The sequence below is a fragment of the Variovorax sp. ZS18.2.2 genome, from assembly GCF_024701975.1.
GTDB lineage: Bacteria > Pseudomonadota > Gammaproteobacteria > Burkholderiales > Burkholderiaceae_C > Variovorax.
The window spans coordinates 154,909-177,741 of the sequence record NZ_JANLNM010000008.1; the positions used below are offsets into that span (position 1 = coordinate 154,909).

The window sequence follows — 22,833 nt, forward strand, 5'->3', positions numbered from 1 at the left end:
ATGCCCGCAAAGATTCCTGTCGTGATCGTCGGAGGCGGCCCCGTGGGGCTGTCGATGGCGATCCTCCTGCAGCGCTTCGGCATCGAGTTCGTGTTGCTCGAGCGCAGCCCGACGACGACCGACCACCCCAAGGCGCGCGGCACCTACACGCGCACCATGGAAATCTTCCGGCAGTGGGGCATCGACGAACTGATGAAGCGGCACGCGCTGCCCGACGGCTCCGATTTCTTCGCGTTCTGCGAATCGATGACCGGCCACGAGTGGGGCCGCACCACCCCCGAGCCCAACGTGGGCCACTCGCCGTGCTGGAAGATCATCCAGTCGCAGGACACGGTCGAGGTCGAGCTGCTGGACCATGCGCGCAAGAGCAAGGTCGGCCAGTTCCTCTTCGGCCACGAGTTCGAGCAATACGAGGAAGGCGCCGATGGCATCGCGGTGAGCGCCCGCAAGGTGGGCACGGGCGAGGCGCTCACCTGGCAGGCCCAGTACCTGATCGCCGCGGACGGCGCCACCAGCGCGGTGCGCCGGCAGGCCGGCATCGAGATGCGCGGGCCGGCCACGATCGCGGTGATGGCCAACGAGTTCTGGCAGGCCGACCTCTCGCAGGTGCGCGACGCGAAGACCTGCGCGGGCTGGCGCGTCTATGCCAAGGAGTCGCCCTACCCGATCACCACCGTGCTCAACACGAACGGCAAGGACCGGTGGCTCAACCTGCTGCCCGTGGGCCGCGAGGTGGACGAGCGCGTCGGCGAGCGCAACGACGACGAAGTGGTGCAGCTCGCGCGCACCGTCTCGGGCGTCGCGAACCTCGACGTGAAGGTCATCAACCGCTCGGTGTGGCGCATGAGCCGCCAGGTGGCCGCGAACTTCCGCAAGGGCCGCGTGCTGCTGGTGGGCGACTCGGCGCACCGCTTTCCGCCCAACGGCGGCTACGGCATGAACTCCGGCATCCAGGACGCGCACAACCTCGCGTGGAAGCTGGCCTTCGTGCTCACCGGCCGCGCCGGCCCGCGGCTGCTGGACAGCTACGAGCAGGAGCGCCGCCCCGTCGCCGAATCGAACGCCGACTTCAGCCTGCACAACGCGACGCGCTTCACCCGCTGCGACGAGGCGCTGCGCTCGGGCAACAAGGACCGCATCGACTTCTGGATTCGCGACAGCGACAACCACATCCACAGCATTGGCCAGTCGCTGGGCTTCTGCTACGACGAGGGCGCGGTCGTGCCCGACGGCACCGGCAAGCATCTGCTGCGCCCGCGCTGGTACGAACCCACCGACCGGCCGGGCGCGCGCTTTCCGCACCTGTGGCTGGACCTCGCGCGGCGCCGCACCACGCTCGACTGGTTCGACCGCGAGTTCGTGCTGGTCGCCGGGCCGAAGGCCGATGCGTGGATGGACGCGGCGCGCGCCGTGTCGGGCAAGAACGGCCGCATGGTGCAGGCGCACCAGCTCGACGATGCGCACGAAAAAGACGGCCTGCTGCTCGGTCCGCGCGGCGCGGTGCTCGTGCGGCCGGATGGGCACGTCGCGTTCCGCATGCCTTGGACGCCGTCGGATCCGGCCGCCGAACTCTCGGCCGTGCTCGCGCGACTGCTGGACTGATGCCATGCCCGTCACCGCACTGCACCACTACACGATCCGCTGCACGCCGGACGAGCTGCCCGCGCTGGTCGATTTCTACACACGCGTGATGCGCCTCGAAGTCGGAGCCCGGCCGGAGATTCCCGCGCCCGGCGCCTGGCTCTATGCGGAGGGGCAGCCGATCGTTCATCTGTTCGCGCACCTCGCGACGCCGGACGAACCGAGGCAACCGGTCACGGGCCATGTCGACCACATCTCGTTCCGCTCGCGCGGATTGAAGGAGATGCGCGCGCACCTCGACGCACAGGGCGTGCCGTACCTCGAGGCGCCGATTCCCGGATGGGATATCCATCAGCTGTTCCTGAACGACCCGCGCGGACTGAAGATCGAGATGACCTTCTGGCTCGACCAGGAAGCGCAAGAAGGAGGTGCGGCATGACCGACTTCGTGCAGGCCGGCGAGGTGCGCATCGCCTTCGAGCGCGAAGGCCAGGGCCCGGCCCTCGTGCTGATGCACGGCGCGGAAGCAACGCGCGGCATGTTCGCTGCGCTGGTGCCGCACCTGTCGAAGCACTTCACCGTGATCGCGTACGACCAGCGCGATTGCGGCGACACCGAAGGCCCCGAGCGCGCAGCCACGCTGGCGGACCTGGCCGGCGATGCGCACCAGTTCATCAAGGCGCTCGGGTTCAAGCGCGCGCATGTGTTCGGCTCGTCGTTCGGTGGCCGCGTCGCGCAGGCGCTGGCGCTGCTGCATCCGCGCGCGGTCGATCACCTGGTGCTCGCCAGCACCTGGCCGCTGCCGCGGCCCTACGAAGAGCTGTGCCCGGAGGCGCGGCGCCTTGTCGAACTGCGCGAAGGGCTGCCCGGCACGGCCGACGAGCTGGCGACGTGGTTCTTCCCCGAGGCTTATCTGCAGCAGCGGCCCGAACTGCGGCGCGTGTTCGCGAACGCGAGGCCGACATCTGCACGCTCGCGGCGGCGAACGGCCACCGTGGCAACCGCCTTGGAGAACGGCGTGGCAGACATCGTCGCGCCGACGCTGGTGCTCGCCGGCGAGCTCGACCGCGTGGTGCCGCCTGCGGTGACGCTGGCGATGGCCGGGCGCATCCACGGCGCCGATGCGGTGCTGCTGCCGGCCATCGGGCATGTGGCGGCATTGCAGGCGCCGGAGGTGCTGGCACATCACCTCATCCGCTTCCTCAAGCCCGAAGGAGCCAAGGCATGAACACCGCGCTTCTGCAAGCCGTTCCGAAGGCAAAGACCGAAGGCAGCGCCGACTACATCCGCATCGAGGGGCTCTCCAAGCACTTCGGCGCGGGCCGCGAGGGCGTGCTCGCGCTCAGCGGCATCGACTGCGCGATCCGCCAGGGCAGCTTCGTCACGATCGTCGGGCCCAGCGGCTGCGGCAAGAGCACGCTGCTGCGCATCCTGGCGGGCCTGCTCGACTACGAGGTGGGCCAGGTCGTGCTCGATGGTCAGCCGATCCACGGCACGCGGCGCGACATCGGCGTGGTGTTCCAAAGCTCGATCCTGCTGCCCTGGCGCACCATCCTCGAGAACGTGATGCTGCCGGCCGAAGTACTCGGACTGGACATGACGCAGGCGCGCGAGCGCGCCATGCAGCTGCTGCACATGGTGCGGCTCGACGGCTTCGAGAACAAGCTGCCGCGCCAGCTGAGCGGCGGCATGCAGCAGCGCGCCTCGATCGCGCGGGCGCTGCTGCACGACCCCAAGATCCTCCTGATGGACGAGCCCTTCGGCGCGCTCGATGCGATGACGCGCGAGCGCATGAACCTGGAGCTGCAGCGCATCTGGATGGAAAGCGGCAAGACCGTGGTGCTGATCACGCACTCCATTCCCGAAGCGGTGTTCCTCGGCGACAAGGTGTTCGTGATGTCGCCGCGCCCCGGCACGCTGGAGCGCGTGCTGCCCATCGACCTGCCGCGGCCGCGCACGATGGAGGTGATGTCCGACCCGGTCTTCGCCTCGGCCACTGCGAGCATCCGCGAGCGCTTCTCGCATGCAGCCTCCTTCGACTGAGAGGAACCTCACCATGAAGACCGCCATGCTTGCCGCGCCGCTGTCGGCGTCCGACGGAACCATTGCCCCGCCCACGGAGAAATCGGCCGATGCGCCACAAAGGAGACGCGCCAATCCGCTCGCCTCCACACGCGTGCAATCGATGCTGCTGCTGATCGCGCTGCTTGGTTCGTGGGAAGGCGCGGTGCGGTGGTTCAACGTGCCCAAACACCTGGTGCCGCCGTTCAGCGATGTCGCCGTGGCGCTCTGGCGAGGCCTGGCAACCGGGCCGATGGCCAAGGACGGCTTCTGGTACCACGGGGGCGTGACGCTCGCGGAGATCCTGCTCGGCTTCGGCATCGGCAGCGGGGTCGGCCTGGCCATCGGCATCGTGGTCTCGCAGATGCCGCGGCTGGAGGCACTGCTGGAGCCTTACGTGGCCGCGCTGCAGAGCATGCCGAAGGTGGCGGTGGCGCCGATCATCGTGGTGTGGCTGGGCTTCGGCATCAGCTCCAAGGTGGTGATCATCTGCATGCTCACCTTCTTTCCGGTGCTGGTCACCAGCATCGCGGGCTTCAAGGCGGTGGACACGGACCGCATCGACCTCTTGCGTTCGCTCTCGGCCACGCGCTGGCAGATCTTTCGCAAGGCGAAGTTTCCGAGCGCCCTGCCCTTCATCTTCGCGGGGCTGAACATGGCCGCCGCCTTCAGCGTGGTGGGCGCGGTGGTGGGCGAATTCGTCGGCGCGCAGGCGGGGCTCGGTGTGCTGATCCTGCAGATGGAGGCGCAGGCCGACAGCGGCGGCAGCTTCGCGGTGTGCATCGTGCTCTCGGTGATCGGCATTGCGCTCTCGGCGCTGCTGCGGCGCCTGCAGCGGCGGGCGCTGCACTGGATGCCCGCCGATACGTCCCAGCGCACGGTGAGTGTCTGAACCTTGTCCGCCCGCGTGCGGCGGGCGTTTTCAGCCGCGCATCCCAATCGAGGAGTGAGCCATGTTGAGACGACGTGATTTCGGCCTGGGCATCGGTGCCCTGGGCCTGACAGTTGGACTGCCGGCCCTGGCGCAGAAGCTGCGCATCATGAAAGTGGCGAACACCGCGGCGGTGAACGATCCGCAGCAGTGCTTCACCACCGCGGGCCAGCACCCGAAGCTGAACTTCTACAAGCCGGGCGGCGTGGACATCGAGTACGTCAACATGTCCAGCATGACGCAGGCGATGCAGAGCCTGCGCGCGGGCCACGTGGACTTCGGCCCCGCGATACCGGGCATCCTCTTGCCCGCGATGGCCAAGGACCCGACGCTGGACCTGGTGAGCGTCTACAAGTGGCTGCCGCGCAATGCCAACGTGATCGTGGTGAAGCCCGCGAGCGGCATCAGGTCACCAGCGGACCTGGCGGGCAAGCGCATCGGCGTGCGCAGCCTGGGGGATACGGGCATTACCGTCACCAAGACCATGCTCGCCGAGCTGGGCCTGAAAGACGACAAGTGCGAGTACATCGCCATCGGCGACGGCGCGCCGGCAGGTGCGGCGATCGACAACGACCGCGTCGATGCGATGGTGGCCTTCGACACGGCCGCGGCCCGCATCGAGCTGGTGGGCACCAGGCTGCGCTACGTGCCGCTCACGCCGAAATTCGCGCAACTGGGGGGCGGCTGGATCTGCGTGCCGCGCAAGCTGCTGAAGGAGGATCGCGCGGCGCTGGTGGCCCTGTTCCGCGGCATCGCCAAGTCGACGATCTTCTCGCACCACAACCTGGACGCCGGCATCGACCTGCACTGGGCCGTGTACCCCGAGAGCCGGCCCAAGGGCCGCACCGAAGACGAGGCGCGCAAGGAGCTGGCCTTCATCTTGAAGGACCGCAAGAACAGCTGGATGCCCCGCCCCGACGACCCCGACCAGCGCATGGGCGCCTCGTCGCTCGCCGAGTGGACGGCCAACATCGCGATGGCCGCCGACAGCAGCAAGAACCCGAAGCTGGCGGAAGAGCTGGGCGATGCGAACCGCCTGTTCACCAACGAACTGATCGACGAGATCAACGCGTTCGACAAGCAGGCGGTGGTGGAGATGGCGAAGGCCTTCAAGGCGTAGAACAACGCCCGGGCGAAGGGCCGGCGCAGCCCGTCAGGCTTCCGAGTGGATGCCCTTCATGATGATCACGCCGCCCAGCCGCGCGGTGTCCGCGCGCATGCGTCGCGCCAGCGCCTCGGGCGTTCCGGGCTGCGCCTGCCAGCCGGTTTTCAGCAGCGCCTGGGCCACGTCGGGCATGCTGGTCACTTCGACCAGCGCCGCGTTGAGCTTGATGACGGCGTTCTTGTTCATGCTCGCGGGCGCGGCCAATGCGGTCCAGATTTCGAGGTCGGCGCCGCGCACATCCGCATCGCGGATCGTGGGCAGCTCGCTCGCCAGCGGGCTGCGCTCGGGCGAGGTCACGCCGATCGCCTTGAGCTTGCCCGAGGCCAGGTGCGGCAGGGCCAGGCCCGGCGGCAGCAAGGCCAACTGGATTTCGCCCGCCAGCAGCCCGGCGATCACCTGCGGGTTGCCGGTGTAGGGCTTGTGCTGCGCGGTGATGGCGGCGCGGCTCTTGAGGAGTTCCATGCCCAGGTGCCCCACGGTGCCCACGCCGGGCGTGCCGTACTTGCCTCCGGTGCCCAGGTTGCGCGCCCACAGCAAGAGGTCGGCCGGCGTCTTGCCAGGGGCGTTGCCCGACACCGCGAGCACCAGCGGCGCGGTGCCGACCATGCCGACGGGCGCGAAGTCTTTCTCGGGGTCGAACGGGATCGCGGGGTTGAGCAGCTTGGCGATGGTGAGGTTGCCGTTGATCAGCGCGCCGATGGTGTGGTCGTCGGTCGCCTTGGCCACCTGGTCGGCCACGAGGTTGCCGCTGGAGCCGGGCTTGTTCTCGACCGTGACCGGCTGGCGCAGGATCCTGGCGAGCGGCTCGGCGATGGCGCGGGCCGCGAGGTCGGGCGAGGCGCCGGCGGGAAAGCCCACGAGGATGCGCACGGGCTTGGTCGGCCACGCCGCTTCGCCGGCCGCCGGCTTCTGCTGGGACCACGCGCCGGGCGCGAACAACGAGGTGGCAACGGCCGCGGCGCCGCCTTCGAGCAAGCGGCGTTTGGTGATCATCAAGGGAGACTCCAGAGCGGTGAAAGAAGTGATGAAATGTCACCACATTGTTTCAAACGTTACCGGATCATGCTGCGCTGCGCAAGTCCGAAGGAGGTTCACGCCGGGCCATTAGCATGCGTGCGATCGCGCGCCGCACTTGGCGCCGCCGCGCAGCCACCAGAGGGAATTCAGCACCGATGATCGAGTTTTTTCATACCAAGCAACGCCTTCGTTTTCTGTTGTTCGTGGGCGCCATTGCGACGCCGATCCTGCTCATCGCGGCCTGGGTCGTGAGCAGCATGGAATCATCGGCCGCCGCCAAGGGCGAGCCCAACGACAAGGGCGGGCTGCACTACCGCATCCAGGAAAAAAGCGGCGCCAAGGAACTGCCGCCCGCGTTGGCCGCGCTGGTCGCAGTACCGCCGAACACTGCGATGACCGACGTGAGCGTCGACACCGACGGCGCGGGCCGCGTGACGAGCGCGGCGATCAAGGCCTTCAGCACCGCCGACTTCAAGACGGTCGCGGCCTTCCACAAGCCCACGCTCGCACCGGTGACCACCGACAGCGCCGCATCGCTCGAGGGCGTGCGCGACGGCTACGAGATCCGCATCTCGCACGAGACGAAGTTCTTCGACAACGACCCCTACAAGGACCGCACGAAGATCGAGTACACGATCAATCCCGTGAAGAAGTAGCTGCCGCCGGCGCGCGCAGCAGCCTGCGCTGCGTCGGAAAAAGCGACCAGCCCCAGCGCTGCTGGGCGTAGCCCCACAGCCCCTGCTTGAAGAACAGCGTGACGAGGATCGCGAGCAGTCCGAGCCCGAGCAGATACCAGGTGCCGTAGTCGCTCAGGAACTTGTTGAGCGCCCAGAAAATGAGCGCCCCCACCAGCGGCCCTTCGATGCGCCCGATGCCGCCGATGACCACCATGAAGATGGCGAAGGCCGTCCAGTTGACGCTGAAGGCCGCATCGGGGCTGATGCGCAGGTTGCCCACGAAGTAGAGCGCACCCGCGAGCCCCGCTCCGAAGGCCGCGACCACGTACACCGCGAGCTTCATGCGTGCCACCGGAATGCCCTGCGACTCGGCCGCCACTTCGTTGTCGCGAATCGCCAGCAGCGCGAGACCGCGTTTGCTGCGCAGGAACAGGTACACGAGCGCGACGGCCGCGACCACGCAGGCCAGCGCCATCCAGTAGGTGGTGCGTTCGCGCGTGGCCTTCTCGATGCCGCGCAACGCGGTGAGCGTGGTGCCCGAGCCGCCGCCGACTGCCGACACATTGGCAAAGCTCAGGCGGAACACTTCGGCGATGACCCAGGTGCCGATGGCGAAGTAGCCGCCCGACAAACGGAACGCGACGAAGGACACGGGCACCGCGATGAGCCCCGCAGCCAGCGCGCCCAGCGGAATCGCCACGAACGGGTTGAGGCCCGCGAAGTTGCCGAGCATCAGCATCACGTAGCCGCCGAAGCCGAAGAAGGCCTGCTGCCCGATGCTCACCATGCCGCCGTAGCCCGCGAGCAGGTTCCACATCATCGCGAAGATGAAGTAGCAGGCGATCTCGACGAACTCGCGCATCCAGCTCGACTCGCCCCAGAACGGCAGGCTCGCGGCGATGAGCACGAGGGCGATGCCGACGATGAGCGCGGTGCGGCTCGCGGCGGTGGCGCGCTCCACGGCGATGAGTTTGTCTGGGGGCATGGTCGTCATCCGCGTGTCTTTGGAAAGAGCCCCTGCGGCCGCAGCACCAGCACGACCAGGAACACGATGTGCCCGAACCAGATGCCCCATCCCGGATCGAGCCGAAAGCCGATCTGCTGCGTGATGCCCAGGATCATCGCGCCGGCCAGCGTGCCCCAGAACGAGCCCATGCCGCCGATGATCACAGCCTCGAAGGCGAAGAGGAGCAGCAGCGGGCCGTCCGAGGGTGACACCGTCGTGCGCATGCCCTGCAGCGCACCCGCGATGGCGATCAGCACGAAGGCGATGGCGGTCGCGAAGGCGTAGACCTTCTTCGCATCGAGCCCCATGAGCTCGGCGATCTCGCGGTCGTCGGACACCGCCCGGAACGACCGGCCCAGCGCCGTGCGCGCGAAGAGCCATTGCAGCGCGCCGGTCGCGACGACCGCGATGGACAGCACGATCAGCGGCAGCGCGCCGAGCGAGAGCGAGTCTCCGAGCGCCAGGCCTTGCGTGTTGAGCCCGTTCGTCTCGATGGCGCGCGGGTCGGCCGAGAACAGCTCGAGCAGCAGGTTCTGGATGACGATCGACAGGCCGAAGGTGACGACGAGCGAAGGCAGCGGGTCCTTGCCCAGCGTGCCGTTGAGCACGTAGCGCTGCAGCGCATAGCCGAACGCGAAGGCGATGGGCAGCACCGCGAGTGCGACGAGCCATGGCACCGCATCACCCGTCAGAGACAAGCCCGCGATGACGGCGAACGCACCGAGGATGATGAAGTCGCCCTGCGCCGTGTTCGTGAGCCGCATGACGCCGAACATCAGCGACTGGCCGAGCGCGAACAGCGTGTAGAGGCCGCCGAGCAGCACGCCCTGAACGAGGGTTTCAAGCATGGGCCGCCTCCATGCCGAAGTAGGCCTGCGAGATCTGCTCGCGCGTGAGGTCGGCGGACCGGCCTTCGAGCGACACGCGGCCCTCCTGGAAGCAGTAGATGCGCTGCGACACCTGGCGCGCCATCGTCACGTCCTGCTCGACGATGACCACCGTCATGCCCTCGCCGGTGATGGTGGGCATGGCCGCGTAGATCTCGCGGATGACGATGGGCGCGAGGCCGAGCGAAAGCTCGTCGCACAGCAGCACCTCGGGGTTGCTCATGAGCGCACGGCCGAGCGCGACCATCTGCTGCTGGCCGCCCGAGAGCGAGGTGCCGGGCTGGTGGCGCTTCTCGGCGAGGATGGGGAACAGGGTGTAGAGGCGCTGCAGGTTCCAGGGGCCCTTGCGGTTGGCGGTGGCGCCCATGAGCAGGTTCTCTTCGACACTGAGGCTGGGGAAGAGACGGCGGCCTTCGGGGACCATGGCGAGGCCGCGGCGGACGATCTCGCCGGGTGGGAGGCTGCCGATGGGCTCGCCCTTGAAGTGGATCGCTTCACGAGGTGCGCGTACGAGGCCGGTGAGGCTCTTGAGGAAGGTGGATTTGCCCGCGCCGTTGGCGCCGATGATGGCGACGAGTTCGCCGGCGGCGAGCGCGAAGTCGATGCCGAAGAGCGCTTGTGCGTCGCCGTAAAAGGCCTTCAGGGCGTGGGTGGTGAGCAGCGGCGAATTCATCTCCACGGCCCTTCCCCTCTTGCCCCCTCTCCCCTTGGGGAGAGGGTTGGGGTGAGGGCTGGCGGCGGTGGCAAGGCACGCGATGATTCGAACGCCGCCGCCCTCACCCTAGCCCTCTCCCGCAAGCGGGAGAGGGGACAAATCCGAAGACGAGACGGCACGCTCATGCTTCCATCCCCATGTACACGCGCCGCACCTCGGGGTCATTTATCACCGCACGCGGCTCGCCCTCCGCCAGCTTCTGCCCGAAGTTGATGACGAACAGCCGGTCCGCGAGCGACAGCAGCGCATGCACCACATGCTCGATCCAGATCATCGTCACGCCGCGCGCCTTGATGCGCTTGAGCTCGTCGACCAGCACCGCGGCCTCGGGCTCGGTGAGCCCACCCGCAATTTCGTCGAGCAGCAGCAACTGCGGCTTCGTCGCCAACGCACGCGCGAGTTCGAGGCGCTTGCGGTCCAGCAGCGTGAGCCCGCCTGCGGGCTTGTTCGCATGCGGCATCAGTCCCGTCTGCTCCAGCACTTCATGCGCCGTGCGCCACGCCTCCCGCTCGGTCTGCTGCCCGCCGAAACAGGCGGCCGTCACGAGGTTCTCGAACACGCTCATGTTCCCGAACGGCTGCGGCACCTGGTAGCTGCGGCCGATGCCCGCATGGCAGCGCTGGTGCGGCTTGAGCCGCGTCACATCGCGGCCCGCGTATTCGACGCGCCCCGCATCAACGCGCACGTCGCCCGAGATCAGATTGAACAGCGTGGTCTTGCCCGCGCCGTTCGGCCCGAGGATGCCCAGCGTCTCGCCCTCGGTCACCGCGAGCGAAATGCCGTCGGTGACCTTGAGCGCGCCATACGCCTTGCTCACGGCATGCAGTGCCAGCAGCGCCATGGCGTCAGAGCAGCCGCAGCGTGCCGCCGGTCGGAATGCCCTTGGCCGCGTCGTTGTTCACGATGGTGAGCTCGACCTTGTACTTCTTGCCCTTGCCCCACTGACCGAGCACGAGCGGCGTCTTGCTCACGTTCTTGAACGGCCCCTGCCCACCCCACTTCACCGGGCCGACCACCGAGTTGATCGACGTCGACGCGACCGCATCGCGCACGTCGCCGGCCTTCAGCGACTTCGCACGCGACAGCGCATTCGCCGCCACTTCGAACAGCGCATGCGCAAAGCCGATGGGCTGCGTCCACTGCTTCTTCGCACCGGCTTCATAAGCCTCTGCCAAGGCCTTCGCGCTCTGCTGCGTGAGGCTCGAGGTGAACGGATGCGACGGGCTCCACCACACCTCGGTCGAGAGGCCGTCGCCCAGGTCGCCGAGCGCTTCGATCGCGCCGGGGAACAGGAGCGCCTTGCCCAGCGTGATGACCTTGGGCTTGAAGCCCTGCTGCCGCGCCTGCGTGAGGAAGGTCTTGGCATCGGGCGGAATCACCACGCCGGTGACGATCTCCACGCCCTCCTTCTTGAACGCGGCGATCTGCGCGCTGAAGTCCTGCGTGCCGTTCTGGAAGCGGCCGGGGTCGGTGAGCGTGAAGCCCATCTGCGCGAGCGGCTTGGGAAAGCCCAGCTCCTTGTCGCCCCAGGCATTGCCGTCGCCGTCGTTCGGGAACAGGCCGCCGACCTTCTTGTTGGTGGCGAGCGTCTTCCAGCCGTTGGTGTAGTTGGCGATGACGTCTTCCAGCCCCCAGAACACGTGGTACGTCCAGTTGAAGCCCTTGGCCGGGTCGCCCTTGCGGCCGAAGAACCACGGCTGCCACGGCACCACGCTGGAGATGCACGGTACCTCATTGAGCTCGCAGGCATCGCTCACCGGGTTGGCGGTTTCGGGCGTGCCTGCCGTGAGCACCAGCGCGACCTTGTCTTTCAGGATCAGGTCGTTCGCCACTTCGCCCGCGCGGTTGGGGTTCGACTGGCTGTCCTTCAGCACGATCTGCACCGCGTACTTCTTTCCGCCGACGCTGATGCCGTTCTTGAACGCGGTCTTCATCTGCTCGATGACCCACTTGTCGGCCTCGCCGAAGGGCGCGAGCGGGCCGGTCTGCGGCGAGACGTAGCCGATCTTGAGCGTGTCGGCCGCGAACACCAGCGGTGCCGCGCCCGAGGCCACGAGCGCGGCGGTGGCCTGCGTGAATTGCCTGCGATTGAATGTCATGGTTGTCTCCGTCTTTTGTATGTATGTCTGTCGTTGCTGCGGGGCCGGGGATCAGCGCGCGAAGTGCGGCGGTATCTGCGCGTCGACGTTCACCCACACGCTTTTCACCTGCGTGTATTCGCGCATCGCATCGAACCCCATCTCGCGGCCGTAGCCGCTCTGGCCGACGCCGCCGAAGGGCGAGCCGGGGTTCACGCGCTTGTAGCTGTTGATCCACACCATGCCGGCGTGCAGGTCGCGCGCCACCTTGTGGGCGCGTTGCAGGTTGTTGGTCCAGAGACCACTGCCCAGGCCGTAGTCGGTGCCGTTGGCGATCTGCATCGCCTCTTCGTCGTTCTTGAAGGTGAGCACGGTGACGAAGGGGCCGAAGACTTCTTCCTGCGCGACACGGTCCTTGTATGACTTCGCGCGCATCACGGTGGGCTCGACGTAGCAGCCCTTCGCGAGATCGCCGCCGGGCGACCTGCCGCCCGCGAGCAGTTCGCCGCCCTCGCCTTGCGCGACTTCGACGTAACTCAGCACGCGCTCGCGGTGCTGTGCGCTCGTGAGCGGCCCCATCTCGGTGTTCTCGTCGAGCGGGTTGCCAAGGCGTATGGATTTCGCGAGCGGAATGAACTGCTCGAGAAACGCATCGGCGATCTTCTCGTGCAGCATCAGCCGCGAGCCCGCGATGCAGGCCTGCCCCTGGTTGTGGAAGATGGCCCACGCGCTGCCGTTGACGGCGGCCTGCAGGTTCGCATCCTCGAACACGATGTTGGGGCCCTTGCCGCCGAGTTCGAGCTGCACCTTCTTCAGGTTGCCCGCGCTGGCCTGCACGATGCGCCGGCCCGTCGCAGTGCTGCCGGTGAAGGCGATCTTGGCGATCTCCGGATGCTCGGCGATGTACTGGCCCGCGACGCTGCCCAGGCCCGGCAACATGTTGACCACGCCGGGCGGCAGGCCCGCCTCGGCCATCAGTTCGGCGATGCGGAGCGAACTGAGCGGCGTGATCTCGGCCGGCTTCATCACGATGCAGTTGCCGGCCGCGAGCGCGGGCGCCATCTTCCAGCTGGTGAACATCAGCGGAAAATTCCACGGCACCACCTGGCCGACGATGCCGACGGGTTCACGCAGCGTGTAGTTGAGAAAGCCTTCTTCGACCGGAATGGTCTCGCCCTGGAACTTGTCGGCCATGCCGCCGAAGTACCGGAAGCACGCCGCGGTGCGCGGCACATCGAGACGGCGCGAGTCGCGGATGGGGTGGCCGGTGTCCAGCGATTCGAGGCGGGCGAGTTCTTCGCCGTTGGCTTCGATGAGGTCGGCGAGCTTCAGCAGGATGCGGCCGCGGTCGGCGGCGGCCATGCGGCTCCATTTGGGGAACGCGCGCTTGGCGGCGGCCACGGCCTTGTCGACGTCGGCCTTGCCGGCCAACGCAACATCGACGATGGGCGTGTTGTCGTGCGGGTTGAGCGTGGCGAGGGTCTCGCCGGATTCGGCGTCGACGAAGCGGCCGTCGATGAAGAGTTGGTGGCGGATGGGCGAAGCAGGCATGGGCGTTCCTCTCCCTCCCCCGCTGGGGGAGGGTTGGGGTGGGGGCATCTTCAAAGAGGGCGCGGACTTGGAGAGCCCCCACCCCGGCCCTCCCCCGGAAGGGGAGGGAGTAAGACAGTTCAGAACTGCACGGGAATCTCGGGCGACTCGCCCTTCTGGATCTCGAAGACCAGGCTAGGCGACCCGTTCTCCCACACCAGCAGCATCGAGCGCTTCGGGCTGAAGCCCTGGTGGCGGCAGTACGCAGGCATCGCGGCCATGTCGCCGGCCTTCATGATCACGCGGGCCATCGGCCGGCCGGTGTTCTTGTCGCCGCAGTCCCAATGGATCTCGTCGGTCATCTGGAAGAACCACTCGACGCGGTCGTTGCCGTGAATGATCGGCAGGATGTGCTCCTCGGTCGTCGGGCACATGTAGCTGTGCTTCACCACCGAGGTGAAGCTCGGGTTCCACGTGACCTGCGAACGGCTCAAGAAACCGAAGAGATTGAAGGCGTGCACCTCGTTCTCGAAGCCGGGCTCGGGGTGCAGTTCGGGCTCGCCTTGCGGCACGTCGGCGAAGGCGCGGTTGATGGGCGCGCCGCGCGCGTCGCTACGCAGATCGAGGTCGCCCTTCAGGCCCACGCAGCGCTTGGCGAGCTCGCGCGCCCGGGTGATCTTGGCGGTGTTGTTGCCATTCTTGCGGCCGTAGGGCGAGCCGGTTTCCTGCGGCGCGGAGAAGGGATCGAAGCTCTCGTTGGTCCAGTCGTCGAGCATCGCTTCGAAGGTCGCCCGGATCTGCGCGGTCGGGAAGTTCTCGAGCAGGTCGATGCCCGCGTCCTTCATCGTGCCGTTGAAGCTGCCGGCGTAGAGGTCGACCGAGTCGTAGTGGTTGACGGTGCCGAACACGTCGTCGAAATTCACCCAGCCGTAGAAGAAGCCCCAGGCCACGTCGCGCATCAGCGCGCGCAGGTAGTTGCCGGCGTCCAGCGTGTGGCTCATGGGGCGGCCATCGCGGGTCTTCCAGCCGATGTGAACGAAATATTCGTCGCGGCGGAAGCTGAAGCTGCCGAGCGAAAAGTCCTTGTAGCCGAGCGTGGCGTCGGGCTGCGATGCGATCACGCGGGCGAGTTCTGCGGGGGCGTTCATGGTGCGGTTCCTCTCAATGCGATTGGCAGATGTCGGCCCACTTCTCGACCGAGAGTTCGCCCTTGCAGCTCTGCAAGACGATCACGCCCGGGTCGCCGGCGGTGCGGAACTGGTAGGCGGCGTTCTTCGGCAGCAAGCCCTGGTGGCCGCGCGAGAGCTTCATCCAGCCCATCTTCTTGCCCTGGGGTTCGCCCTTCACGAGCACGGCGCCGTTCTTCTCGGTGTCGGCGACGGCTTGGCTCGCGTCGAGCTGCACGAGGTGCACTTCGACATCGCCATCCATCACGAGCGCGAACTCGTCGTGCGCACAGGTGAACCAGGGCGAGGTGCCTTCGGCGCGCAGCGTCTCGAGCACGTAGATCTGGTTCTGGCCGAACACGACCTTCTCGTACGGTTTGCTGATGCTCGCGATCTCGAAGCAGTTGGAGAACGCGTAGTGGCGCACATCGTCGTCGATCGGCTCGACGTGACCTTTCTCGAAATGCTTGAGCGATCCGAAGCGGGTCTTGTAGGCGGTGGAAGCGGTGGCTGGCATGGCTTGTCTCCTTGGATGAGCGAACTCTAGGAGCCATGCGGCCGCGCCGGTAGGGAGCAGTTTGGAAGAGGATTATTCGGAGTCTCCGAACAATCGGCCGGGTTTACCCGGGATCGCTATCCGCCTCTATCCGCTCGACCGACTGAATTCGATGAGTTCCGCCGGGATCATTCCGCGCTCGATCAGCGTGGCATCCCAGGGCGGCACGCGGGTGAATCGCGTGGCGATGTGCTCGATGAACAGGCGCAGCTTCAGCGCATTGCGCGAGGTGCCCGCGTACACCGCGCTCAGCGAAAACGACGACAGCTGGTGCTCCGCCAGCACGACACGCAGCTCGCCGCTCGCTATCGCATCGCCCGCCACCAGCGTCGGCAGGCAGACGATGCCCGCGTGCTCCAGCGCGTATTCGCGCAGCAGGTGCACGCTGTTGGTCAGGAGCGCCGCGGCGAGGTAGATGGTGGTCTGCTCGCCCTTGTGATGAAAGGTCCAGCGGTCGCGCGTGGGGTAGCCCGAGTACAGGCCCAGCTTGTGACGATGCAGTTCGCGCGGCGTGGCCGGCGTGCCGTGCGCCTCGAGGTAAGCGGGCGTGGCGCACAGCAGTCGCCGCACCGGGAAGAGCGGGCGCGACACCAGTTCCTGCGAGGCCGCGGGGAAGATCTGCAACGCGCAATCGACGCCGGCCTTGACCGGATCGACCACCGCATCGCTCACGATCAGCTCCAGGCGGATGTCGGGGTAGGTGGTGTGGAACTCGTGCAGCAGCGAGGCGAAGCGGCCGAGCACCATGCCGGTCAGCGCATGGACGCGCAGCGTGCCCGAGGGCGTGCCGCGCGCGTCGCGCATCTGGTCGACGATGTCGTTCGCGCGGCCGACCAGCTCGGTGCAGTCGCGCAAAAACGCCTGGCCCATGTCGCTGAGCCGGACCACCCGCGTGCTGCGGTGGAACAGCGGCGCGCCGAGGAACTCCTCGAGCTGCTTCACACGGGTGGTGACCACCGAATTGGCCACCCGCAACTGGCGCGCGGCCTCCGCAAAACTCTGGGTCTGCGCGACGCGAACGAAAGTTTCAATGCTTTGGAGGCGGTCCACGGCGGCACTGTACTGCGCAGGCCTGCTTTTTGCGTCCGGGAACGGGGCGCCTCGCCCCCCATGGGGGTAAGCCCGGAGCCGGGCGTTGCAGGCAAGACGAAAGACCGTCATCGCTGTTTCGGAAGGTTACCCGCCCCACTTACAATCCCTGCCGCCACTCCGCAGCGTTTTCCACCCCTACGAGGTCTTGTCCGCAATGCCCAAGAGCCCCCGGCCTCGCGCCCGCTTTCCTTTCTCTCCCACCGTGCGCGCACTGTTGCTGGCCATTGCCACCTGCGGCGCGGCGCTCCCGGCCCTGGCCGCCATCGAGCATGAAGACGTCGACCGCCTCATGCAGGCCGGCAAGCTCGACGAGGCGATGACAAAGGCCGATGCATTCCTCAAGGACAAGCCGCGCGATCCGCAGATGCGCTTTCTGAAGGGCGTGATCCAGCTGGACACCGGCAAGCGCGCCGAGGCCATCGCCGCCTTCACCCAGCTCACGCTGGATGCGCCCGAACTGCCCGAGCCGTACAACAACCTCGCGGTGATCTACGCGAGCCAGAACCAGTTCGACAAGGCCCGCAGCGCCCTGGAAAGCGCCATTCGCACCAACCCCAGCTACGCCACCGCCCAGGAGAACCTGGGCGACGTGTACGCGCGGCTCGCGAGCCAGGCCTACAGCAAGGCGCTGCAGCTGGACCAGACCAACACCGCGGTGCAGCCCAAGCTGGCCGTGATCCGCACGCTCTTCACGCCAACGCCGCCGGGCGCCAAGCCCACGACGCTGGTGGCTGCTGCGGCGCCCGAAGCCGCGCGGCCCGCGCCGGCCCCGGCGGCAAAACCGCCTGCACCGGCTCCCGCTCCTGCCAAGGTGGCTGCTGCGCCCGCCCCGGCTGCAGCACCGGCCAAGGCGCCCGAAGCGGCGCCCGCGCCCGCACCGGCACCTGCTGCGGCTGCTGCCGCACCGGCCTCCGCTGCCGAAGTCGAATCCGCCGTTCGCGGCTGGGCTTCCGCCTGGGCCGGCCAGGACATGGACCGCTACTTCGCCGCCTACGGCTCGGACTTCACTCCCGGCGGCGGCCAGAGCCGCAAGGGTTGGGAAGAAGATCGCCGCGCCCGCATCGTCGGCAAGTCGAGCATCAGCGTGAACATCGAGAACCTCGTGATCAAGGTCGACGGACAGAACGCCACGGCGAAGTTCCGCCAGATCTACCGCGCGGACAATCTCAACATCTCGAGCCGGAAGACGCTGGACATGCAGCGCTCGGGCAATCAATGGCACATTCGCAAGGAAAGCGTCGGCGGCTAGTGACAGACATCGTCCGGCACGGCCGGCTTCAGAATCCTCCGTTCCCGCGCCGCGGGAACCTGCTCGCAGCGCTGATGACCGCATCGGCGCTGATGCTGGCGGCACCCGGTGCCGCCTTCGCATCGAACAAGACGGGCAGCGCAAAAACCAGCAGCAGCGCCAAGGCGAGCAGCAAGAGCGCCGGTAGCCGCGGCGCTGCGCACGCATCGTCCGGCAGCCGTGCTTCCGCCAGGGAAGCCCGGGGCAGCGCCGGCAAGTCCGTCCAGGCCAAGGGCAAGAAAGCCGCACTGGCAGAGACCCGGACCGCTTCCGCAGCCAGACCCGCCCGCAGGTCCGCGGCCGCCGCCTCCATCCAGGAAGCCAGCAGCGCCGAAGCCCGCCTGATCTCCGTCTACGAAATGTTCGGCCGCGGCCAGGCCCGCCCTGCGCTGGCCAAGGCCCGCGACCTGGTGCGGGACTATCCGAACTTCCAGCTCGCGCAGCTCGTCTACGGCGACCTGCTGGCGGCGCAAGTGCCGCCCACGAACGCCCTTCCGGACACGGCCGGCATCGCACGCCTGCGCGGCAACCCGGCCATGTCCGAGCTGCATGAGGAATCGCGCCGCCGCCTGCAGGCCCTGCGCGAGCGGCCGCCGGCCGGCACCGTGCCCTCGCAGTTCCTGTCGCTCTCGACCAAGAGCCGCTACGCCATTGCGGTCGATGCCTCGCGCTCGCGCCTGTACCTGCTGGAGAACTCCGACAAGGGGCTCAAGCTGGTGGCCGACTACTACATCTCGGTCGGCAAGTCGGGCACCGACAAGCTCACCGAGGGCGATGCCCGCACCCCGCTGGGCGTGTACTACATCACCAGCAGCCTCGACCCGAAGTCGCTGAAGGACTTCTACGGCGCGGGCGCCCTGCCCATCAACTACCCGAACCCGTACGACATGCGGCGCGGCCGGACCGGCGGCGGCATCTGGCTGCACGGCACCCCGCCCCAGCAGTTCGCCCGGGCGCCGCTCGCAAGCGACGGCTGCGTGGTCATGGCCAACCCCGACCTGAAGCAGTTGCTGCGCAAGGTGCAGATCGGCGCCACGCCGGTGGTCACGGCCCGCAGCCTGCAATGGATTTCGCCGCCGCAGGCCGAAAAAGAAGCCCAGACATTTACCAGCGCAATTACCGCCTGGAAAGATACGCGGGCGAGCGGAAATGAAGCGCAATTGAAGAAATTCTATTTGCCGGATTTCCAGCGCAGCAATAAGAAAACAACCGAAGGTATTTCGGTCCACGACGAAGTGGAATATGCGCAAGGCAAGCGTGTCCAGTTCAAGGACATGTCGTATCTGCACTGGCGCGACAGCGACGACACCATGGTCGCCACCTTCGGCGAAGTCTTCGAAGGCGAAAAGAGCGGGCGCACCCGCCGCCAGTACTGGCTGCGCCAAGGCAGCGAGTGGAAGCTCTTTCACGAAGAAATCCTGGGCTGAACCCCGCCCGAAGCCCTGTCGGTGACGGGGTCACCCCCTCCAATCTGTGATTTTTTGCGCAGCCGTAGCACCTATTTTGGGTGTTACATCTCGGCCTTCGCGACCCCGTGCTACGTAACACGTAACGCCTTTGTTCCCGTAACACCGCCCTCCCGCGCGTTCCCGGCACGTAACGCGCCCTCCCATCTTCATGGGAGTTTCGATGCGGTTTACAGAGGGAAAAATACGTCTCTAGATTGTTAACGAACCTGACCAGGAGCTCCTGGGACCGGGTGGCAGGAGGCTGGCCGCCATCCTGCTATGTACTTCCCCAATATCACACGAAGGACCTCATCTCCTCGGGTTTGTCATGTTGATACACGGAGTTACGCTGTATAACATCCGCATCGTCAGTCGTTGTTCAACTCTCCTCAAGGGGTAAATCATGCTTAGTTCTATTACTCGTTTTCTGCGCGATGAAGAAGGTGCTACCGCAATTGAATATGGAATTATTGCGGGGATGATGGCCGTTATTCTGGTCGTCGTATTCAGCCCTACAGGGACTCTGGGTGGCGCAATCAACGGTGTTTTCGCCAGAATTTCCACCGCACTTGGCGGTGCCGCCGAATAAGCGCTATTCGGTTTGAAAGCCAACGTCGCCCTGCTGCTCTGGCTACTTTTCGTCAGCGTCTATGACTTCCGACAACGCCGCGTCCCGAATTGGCTGGTGCTCGCCGGAGCCGTTGTGGCTCTCGCGGCACTCGCCCTCGGGATGCAGCCGTTCGGAATCGACTGGACCCAGGCGCTCCTGGGCGCAGGCGTGGGCTTCGGCGCACTGCTGCTTTTCTATGCATTCGGTCTCATGGGAGCAGGCGACGTGAAATTCGCAGGCGCTCTCGGACTCTGGGTCGGCCTCACCGCCCTGGCCCCCATCTGGATCGTCGCCAGCCTCCTGGCCGGCGCACACGGCGCGTTGTGGTACGTCCTGCAACGCTGGCCCCTTTCTCCGCGGCTCGCACTCATCCTGTCGGGCCCGACCTCCGCAGCCAACGGCAGCGCCACGCCGCGCCGGGCTCGCTTCATTCCCTATGCGGCCTATCTGGCCATGGCCACGGTGGCATGGATGGTCTGGGGGCGACAGAGTTAGCAGCTTCCTGCCTCTGTCACCGCAGGCCTTTCATCCTCTCTTTCTCATGATTGCTTGCCCTCATTTCTCAGTCCGCCGCACATGATCAATCTCACCAAAATCCTTGCCGCCATCCTGGTGCTCCTGGCCATCGCACTGGGCGGCTATGCCTGGATGCTGAGTCGCAAGGCGCCCGTACCGCCTCCTGCGGCAACCGGTGCTGCGGCGGCGCCCGCCAAGGCGCAGCAGACACTCGCCTATCCGGTCGTGGTCGCGGCCAAACCCCTTCCCGCGGGCCAGGCGATTCCCGCCGATGCCTTGCGCGTGGAACGGCTGACGATCAATCCGGCCGGTGCTTTCCAGGACGTGACCGTCGCCGCCGGCCGCGTCCCCGTGCTGGATCTCGCCGAGGGCACGCCGGTGATGGAAAACCAGCTGGTCTCGGGCCTCGCCCTGCGCATTGCCGAAGGCGAGCGCGCCGTCGCCGTCAAGGCCGACGAGGTGATGGGCGTGGGCAACAAGCTGCAGCCTGGCGATTACGTCGACGTCTTCCTCACGCTCAAGTCCGACGGCAAGGATGTGGACCGCAGCCAGGCCCGCCTGCTGCTGTCGCGCAAGCGCGTGCTGGCATTCGGCAACGCCTCGGTCGACGGCCTGCCGTCCAAGTCGGCGGACAAGGCCGCGCAGCAAGCCCAGCGCGCCGAGCCGGCCCGCACCGCGGTGCTCGCTGTGCCGGTCGATGAAGTGAACCGCCTGACCATCGGCGACGCCAGCGGCAGGCTGCTGCTGGCCCTGCGCAACCCGACTGACCTGTCGGAGCCGGACCCCAAACTCTTCGCCGAACTGCCGACGGCCCTGCAGCCCCCGCCGCCCAAGGCGGGCGAGCCGCGCCGCGCGCCGCTCGAAGGTCTGGACCGCGCCCAGGCCGGCCTGACCGCCGCCGACCTGGTCACCGGCGGCAAGGGCCCTGCCCTCCGGCCGCAAGTCACCGAAGTGCGAGTCCCCAGCGGCGCCCCGCGCGCCGCCGGCCCCGCCCGCACAGGCCTGCAGGTCGAGGTGATTCGCGGCGAGCGCAGCGAAACCGTGAACTACTGATTGCCGACACCCGTCATCCAGGAAAAACAAATGCACAACACGTCCAGCGAGCAGTCGACCAGCGCCACTCGCAGCCCCGGGGAAGTTTCATCGCGGCTGCTGCAGCCGTCCCTGATCGCCCTGTGCGCGATGGCACAAGCCGTCTGGCCGCTGGCATCCACCGCCGCCGACGCGCAGTCGGGGCGTCCGCAGCAACCGCAACAGCCGCAGCAATTGCAAGCGCCGCGCACACTGACTCTCGGTGCCGGGACGCAGCAGGAGCTGGTCATCGAGAAGGGTATAGACCGGATGGCGATTGGCGACGAGGCGGTGGCCGCCGTCACCATCACGCGCAAGACGCCCAGTTCGCCGGCCGCCCGGCTGATCGTGACCGGCAAGGCCGCCGGACGTACCACACTCATGGTCTGGGAAAAGGGCAACAGCGCCGCCACGACCTACACGCTCGAAGTGCGCCGCCGGTCCTCCACGCTCGCCGGCACGATGGACAGCATGGTTACGCACCAGCAGGCGCGCGACGCCGCGCTGGCCGGCACGGCCGACAAGGCCGAGCTGATCGACCGCTCCGCGGTGAACGTGCGAAGCAACACGGTCCAGGTCGAAGTGAAGGTGGTGGAGTTCAACCGCAGCGTGCTCAAACAGGCGGGGCTGAACATCTTCAGCACCCGTGCCAACTCGAACGGTTTCAGCTTCGGCGTCTTCACGCCCTCCTCGCTCAAGTCTGCGACCTTTGCGTCCAACGGAAGCATCACCACCGAGCAAAACAACCCGCTGGCAGAAGCATTCAACCTCCTGTTCAACTTCAGCAAGGCCGGTATCGGACTGAACGTCGGCTTTCTCGAAGGCAACGGCATGGCACGCGTTCTCGCCGAGCCGACGCTCGTCGCCATGTCCGGGCAAAGCGCGAGCTTCCTCTCCGGCGGCGAGCTGCCGGTGCCGGTTCCACAGGGCCTGGGCACCACCAGCATCGAATACAAGCCCTTCGGCATCGGCCTCACGCTGACGCCCACCGTGCTGTCGAACGATCGCATCGTGCTCAAGGTGGCACCCGAGGCCAGTGATCTCGACTACACGAACTCGCTGAGCATCAACGGCATCGCCGTGCCGGCCATCAGCACGCGGCGCGCGGACACCACGGTGGAGCTGGGCGATGGGGAGAGTTTCATCATCGGCGGCCTGGTGAGCCGCACCACCACGTCCAATGCCGACAAGGTGCCGCTGCTGGGCGACCTGCCGATCCTCGGCGCGTTCTTCAAGCAGAACAAGTACCAGATGAACGAGAAGGAACTCGTGATTCTCGTGACGCCGCACCTGGTCAAGCCCATTGCCCGCGGCACCGACCTGACGCCCTATCTGCCCGGCACCGCCGAGCAGCGCGACGGCGCCGTGTGGCGTTCGTATTTCCTCGGCGGCGCGGCCGATACAGCGGTTCCTGGCTTCTCCCGTTGACAACGACGATC

23 protein-coding genes are annotated in these 22,833 nt (G+C 67.0%); 13 read left to right on the forward strand and 10 right to left on the reverse strand.

Annotated features, from left to right (window positions below; genetic code table 11):
- From NU688_RS26250 to NU688_RS26275, 6 genes are all read left to right on the forward strand, one after another.
- Positions 1 to 1,602 carry an FAD-dependent monooxygenase gene (locus NU688_RS26250; RefSeq protein WP_257863799.1) on the forward strand — a complete coding sequence of 534 codons (1,602 nt, stop codon included), beginning with the start codon at positions 1 to 3 and terminating at the stop codon, positions 1,600 to 1,602.
- 4 nt (positions 1,603 to 1,606) lie between these two features.
- Positions 1,607 to 2,020, forward strand: coding sequence for a VOC family protein (locus NU688_RS26255; RefSeq protein WP_257863801.1), 414 nt, complete (start codon positions 1,607 to 1,609; stop codon positions 2,018 to 2,020).
- On the forward strand, positions 2,017 to 2,808 hold the full coding sequence (locus tag NU688_RS26260; protein ID WP_257863803.1) for an alpha/beta fold hydrolase: 792 nt from the start codon (positions 2,017 to 2,019) through the stop codon (positions 2,806 to 2,808). Before NU688_RS26255 ends, NU688_RS26260 begins: the two co-directional genes overlap by 4 nt.
- Positions 2,805 to 3,623: an ABC transporter ATP-binding protein gene (locus tag NU688_RS26265; protein WP_257863805.1), complete on the forward strand. Its 819-nt coding sequence runs from the start codon at positions 2,805 to 2,807 to the stop codon at positions 3,621 to 3,623. The genes NU688_RS26260 and NU688_RS26265 overlap by 4 nt, the downstream gene beginning before the upstream one ends.
- Positions 3,624 to 3,636: 13 nt before the next feature.
- Positions 3,637 to 4,533 carry an ABC transporter permease gene (locus NU688_RS26270; RefSeq protein ID WP_257863806.1) on the forward strand — a complete coding sequence of 299 codons (897 nt, stop codon included), beginning with the start codon at positions 3,637 to 3,639 and terminating at the stop codon, positions 4,531 to 4,533.
- 61 nt (positions 4,534 to 4,594) lie between these two features.
- Positions 4,595 to 5,692 carry an ABC transporter substrate-binding protein gene (locus NU688_RS26275; protein WP_257863807.1) on the forward strand — a complete coding sequence of 366 codons (1,098 nt, stop codon included), beginning with the start codon at positions 4,595 to 4,597 and terminating at the stop codon, positions 5,690 to 5,692.
- Positions 5,693 to 5,725: 33 nt separating this feature from the next.
- On the opposite strand, the gene NU688_RS26280 is transcribed toward NU688_RS26275, so the two are convergent.
- Entirely contained in the window at positions 5,726 to 6,733 is a 1,008-nt protein-coding gene (locus NU688_RS26280; RefSeq protein WP_257863808.1) for a tripartite tricarboxylate transporter substrate binding protein, read from the reverse strand.
- 176 nt (positions 6,734 to 6,909) lie between these two features.
- Here NU688_RS26280 and NU688_RS26285 point away from each other — a divergent pair, with 176 nt between their 5' ends.
- Positions 6,910 to 7,410, forward strand: coding sequence for a hypothetical protein (locus NU688_RS26285; protein WP_257863809.1), 501 nt, complete (start codon positions 6,910 to 6,912; stop codon positions 7,408 to 7,410).
- On the opposite strand, the gene NU688_RS26290 is transcribed toward NU688_RS26285, so the two are convergent.
- From NU688_RS26290 to NU688_RS26330, 9 genes are all read right to left on the reverse strand, one after another.
- A complete protein-coding gene (locus NU688_RS26290; protein ID WP_257863810.1) occupies positions 7,391 to 8,416 on the reverse strand; it encodes a branched-chain amino acid ABC transporter permease in 1,026 nt (341 codons plus the stop codon). The two genes, NU688_RS26285 and NU688_RS26290, sit on opposite strands and share 20 nt — an antisense overlap.
- Positions 8,417 to 8,421: 5 nt before the next feature.
- Positions 8,422 to 9,285, reverse strand: a complete 864-nt coding sequence (locus NU688_RS26295; protein ID WP_257863811.1) for a branched-chain amino acid ABC transporter permease — start codon at positions 9,283 to 9,285, stop codon at positions 8,422 to 8,424.
- A complete protein-coding gene (locus NU688_RS26300; protein WP_257863812.1) occupies positions 9,278 to 9,997 on the reverse strand; it encodes an ABC transporter ATP-binding protein in 720 nt (239 codons plus the stop codon). The genes NU688_RS26295 and NU688_RS26300 overlap by 8 nt, the downstream gene beginning before the upstream one ends.
- Before the next feature lie 163 nt (positions 9,998 to 10,160).
- Positions 10,161 to 10,880, reverse strand: coding sequence for an ABC transporter ATP-binding protein (locus NU688_RS26305; RefSeq protein WP_257863813.1), 720 nt, complete (start codon positions 10,878 to 10,880; stop codon positions 10,161 to 10,163).
- A gap of 4 nt (positions 10,881 to 10,884) precedes the next feature.
- Positions 10,885 to 12,138 (reverse strand): ABC transporter substrate-binding protein, encoded by a 1,254-nt coding sequence (locus tag NU688_RS26310; RefSeq protein WP_257863815.1) that lies wholly within the window; start codon positions 12,136 to 12,138, stop codon positions 10,885 to 10,887.
- 51 nt (positions 12,139 to 12,189) lie between these two features.
- Complete coding sequence (locus NU688_RS26315; protein ID WP_257863995.1) at positions 12,190 to 13,653, reverse strand: aldehyde dehydrogenase family protein; 1,464 nt, start codon at positions 13,651 to 13,653, stop codon at positions 12,190 to 12,192.
- Between the two features lie 134 nt (positions 13,654 to 13,787).
- A complete protein-coding gene (locus NU688_RS26320; RefSeq protein ID WP_257863817.1) occupies positions 13,788 to 14,795 on the reverse strand; it encodes a hydroxyquinol 1,2-dioxygenase in 1,008 nt (335 codons plus the stop codon).
- 13 nt (positions 14,796 to 14,808) lie between these two features.
- On the reverse strand, positions 14,809 to 15,330 hold the full coding sequence (locus tag NU688_RS26325) for a hydroxyquinol 1,2-dioxygenase (protein ID WP_257863818.1): 522 nt from the start codon (positions 15,328 to 15,330) through the stop codon (positions 14,809 to 14,811).
- A 126-nt stretch (positions 15,331 to 15,456) separates the two neighbouring features.
- On the reverse strand, positions 15,457 to 16,419 hold the full coding sequence (locus tag NU688_RS26330) for a LysR family transcriptional regulator (protein ID WP_257863819.1): 963 nt from the start codon (positions 16,417 to 16,419) through the stop codon (positions 15,457 to 15,459).
- Positions 16,420 to 16,615: 196 nt separating this feature from the next.
- On the opposite strand from NU688_RS26330, the gene NU688_RS26335 reads away from it, so the two are divergent.
- From NU688_RS26335 to NU688_RS26360, 6 genes are all read left to right on the forward strand, one after another.
- Positions 16,616 to 17,710 carry a tetratricopeptide repeat protein gene (locus NU688_RS26335; protein WP_257863820.1) on the forward strand — a complete coding sequence of 365 codons (1,095 nt, stop codon included), beginning with the start codon at positions 16,616 to 16,618 and terminating at the stop codon, positions 17,708 to 17,710.
- Entirely contained in the window at positions 17,677 to 19,176 is a 1,500-nt protein-coding gene (locus tag NU688_RS26340; RefSeq protein ID WP_374684688.1) for a murein L,D-transpeptidase family protein, read from the forward strand. Before NU688_RS26335 ends, NU688_RS26340 begins: the two co-directional genes overlap by 34 nt.
- A 424-nt stretch (positions 19,177 to 19,600) precedes the next feature.
- Positions 19,601 to 19,786 carry a Flp family type IVb pilin gene (locus tag NU688_RS26345; protein WP_257863823.1) on the forward strand — a complete coding sequence of 62 codons (186 nt, stop codon included), beginning with the start codon at positions 19,601 to 19,603 and terminating at the stop codon, positions 19,784 to 19,786.
- Positions 19,787 to 19,798: 12 nt separating this feature from the next.
- Positions 19,799 to 20,302, forward strand: coding sequence for a prepilin peptidase (locus NU688_RS26350; protein WP_257863824.1), 504 nt, complete (start codon positions 19,799 to 19,801; stop codon positions 20,300 to 20,302).
- 81 nt (positions 20,303 to 20,383) lie between these two features.
- Positions 20,384 to 21,376 (forward strand): Flp pilus assembly protein CpaB, encoded by a 993-nt coding sequence (gene cpaB, locus NU688_RS26355; RefSeq protein ID WP_257863825.1) that lies wholly within the window; start codon positions 20,384 to 20,386, stop codon positions 21,374 to 21,376.
- Between the two features lie 30 nt (positions 21,377 to 21,406).
- The gene (locus NU688_RS26360; RefSeq protein WP_257863826.1) at positions 21,407 to 22,822 is read left to right on the forward strand and encodes a type II and III secretion system protein family protein; all 1,416 of its coding nucleotides are present in this window, start codon (positions 21,407 to 21,409) and stop codon (positions 22,820 to 22,822) included.
- Positions 22,823 to 22,833: the final 11 nt, after the last annotated feature.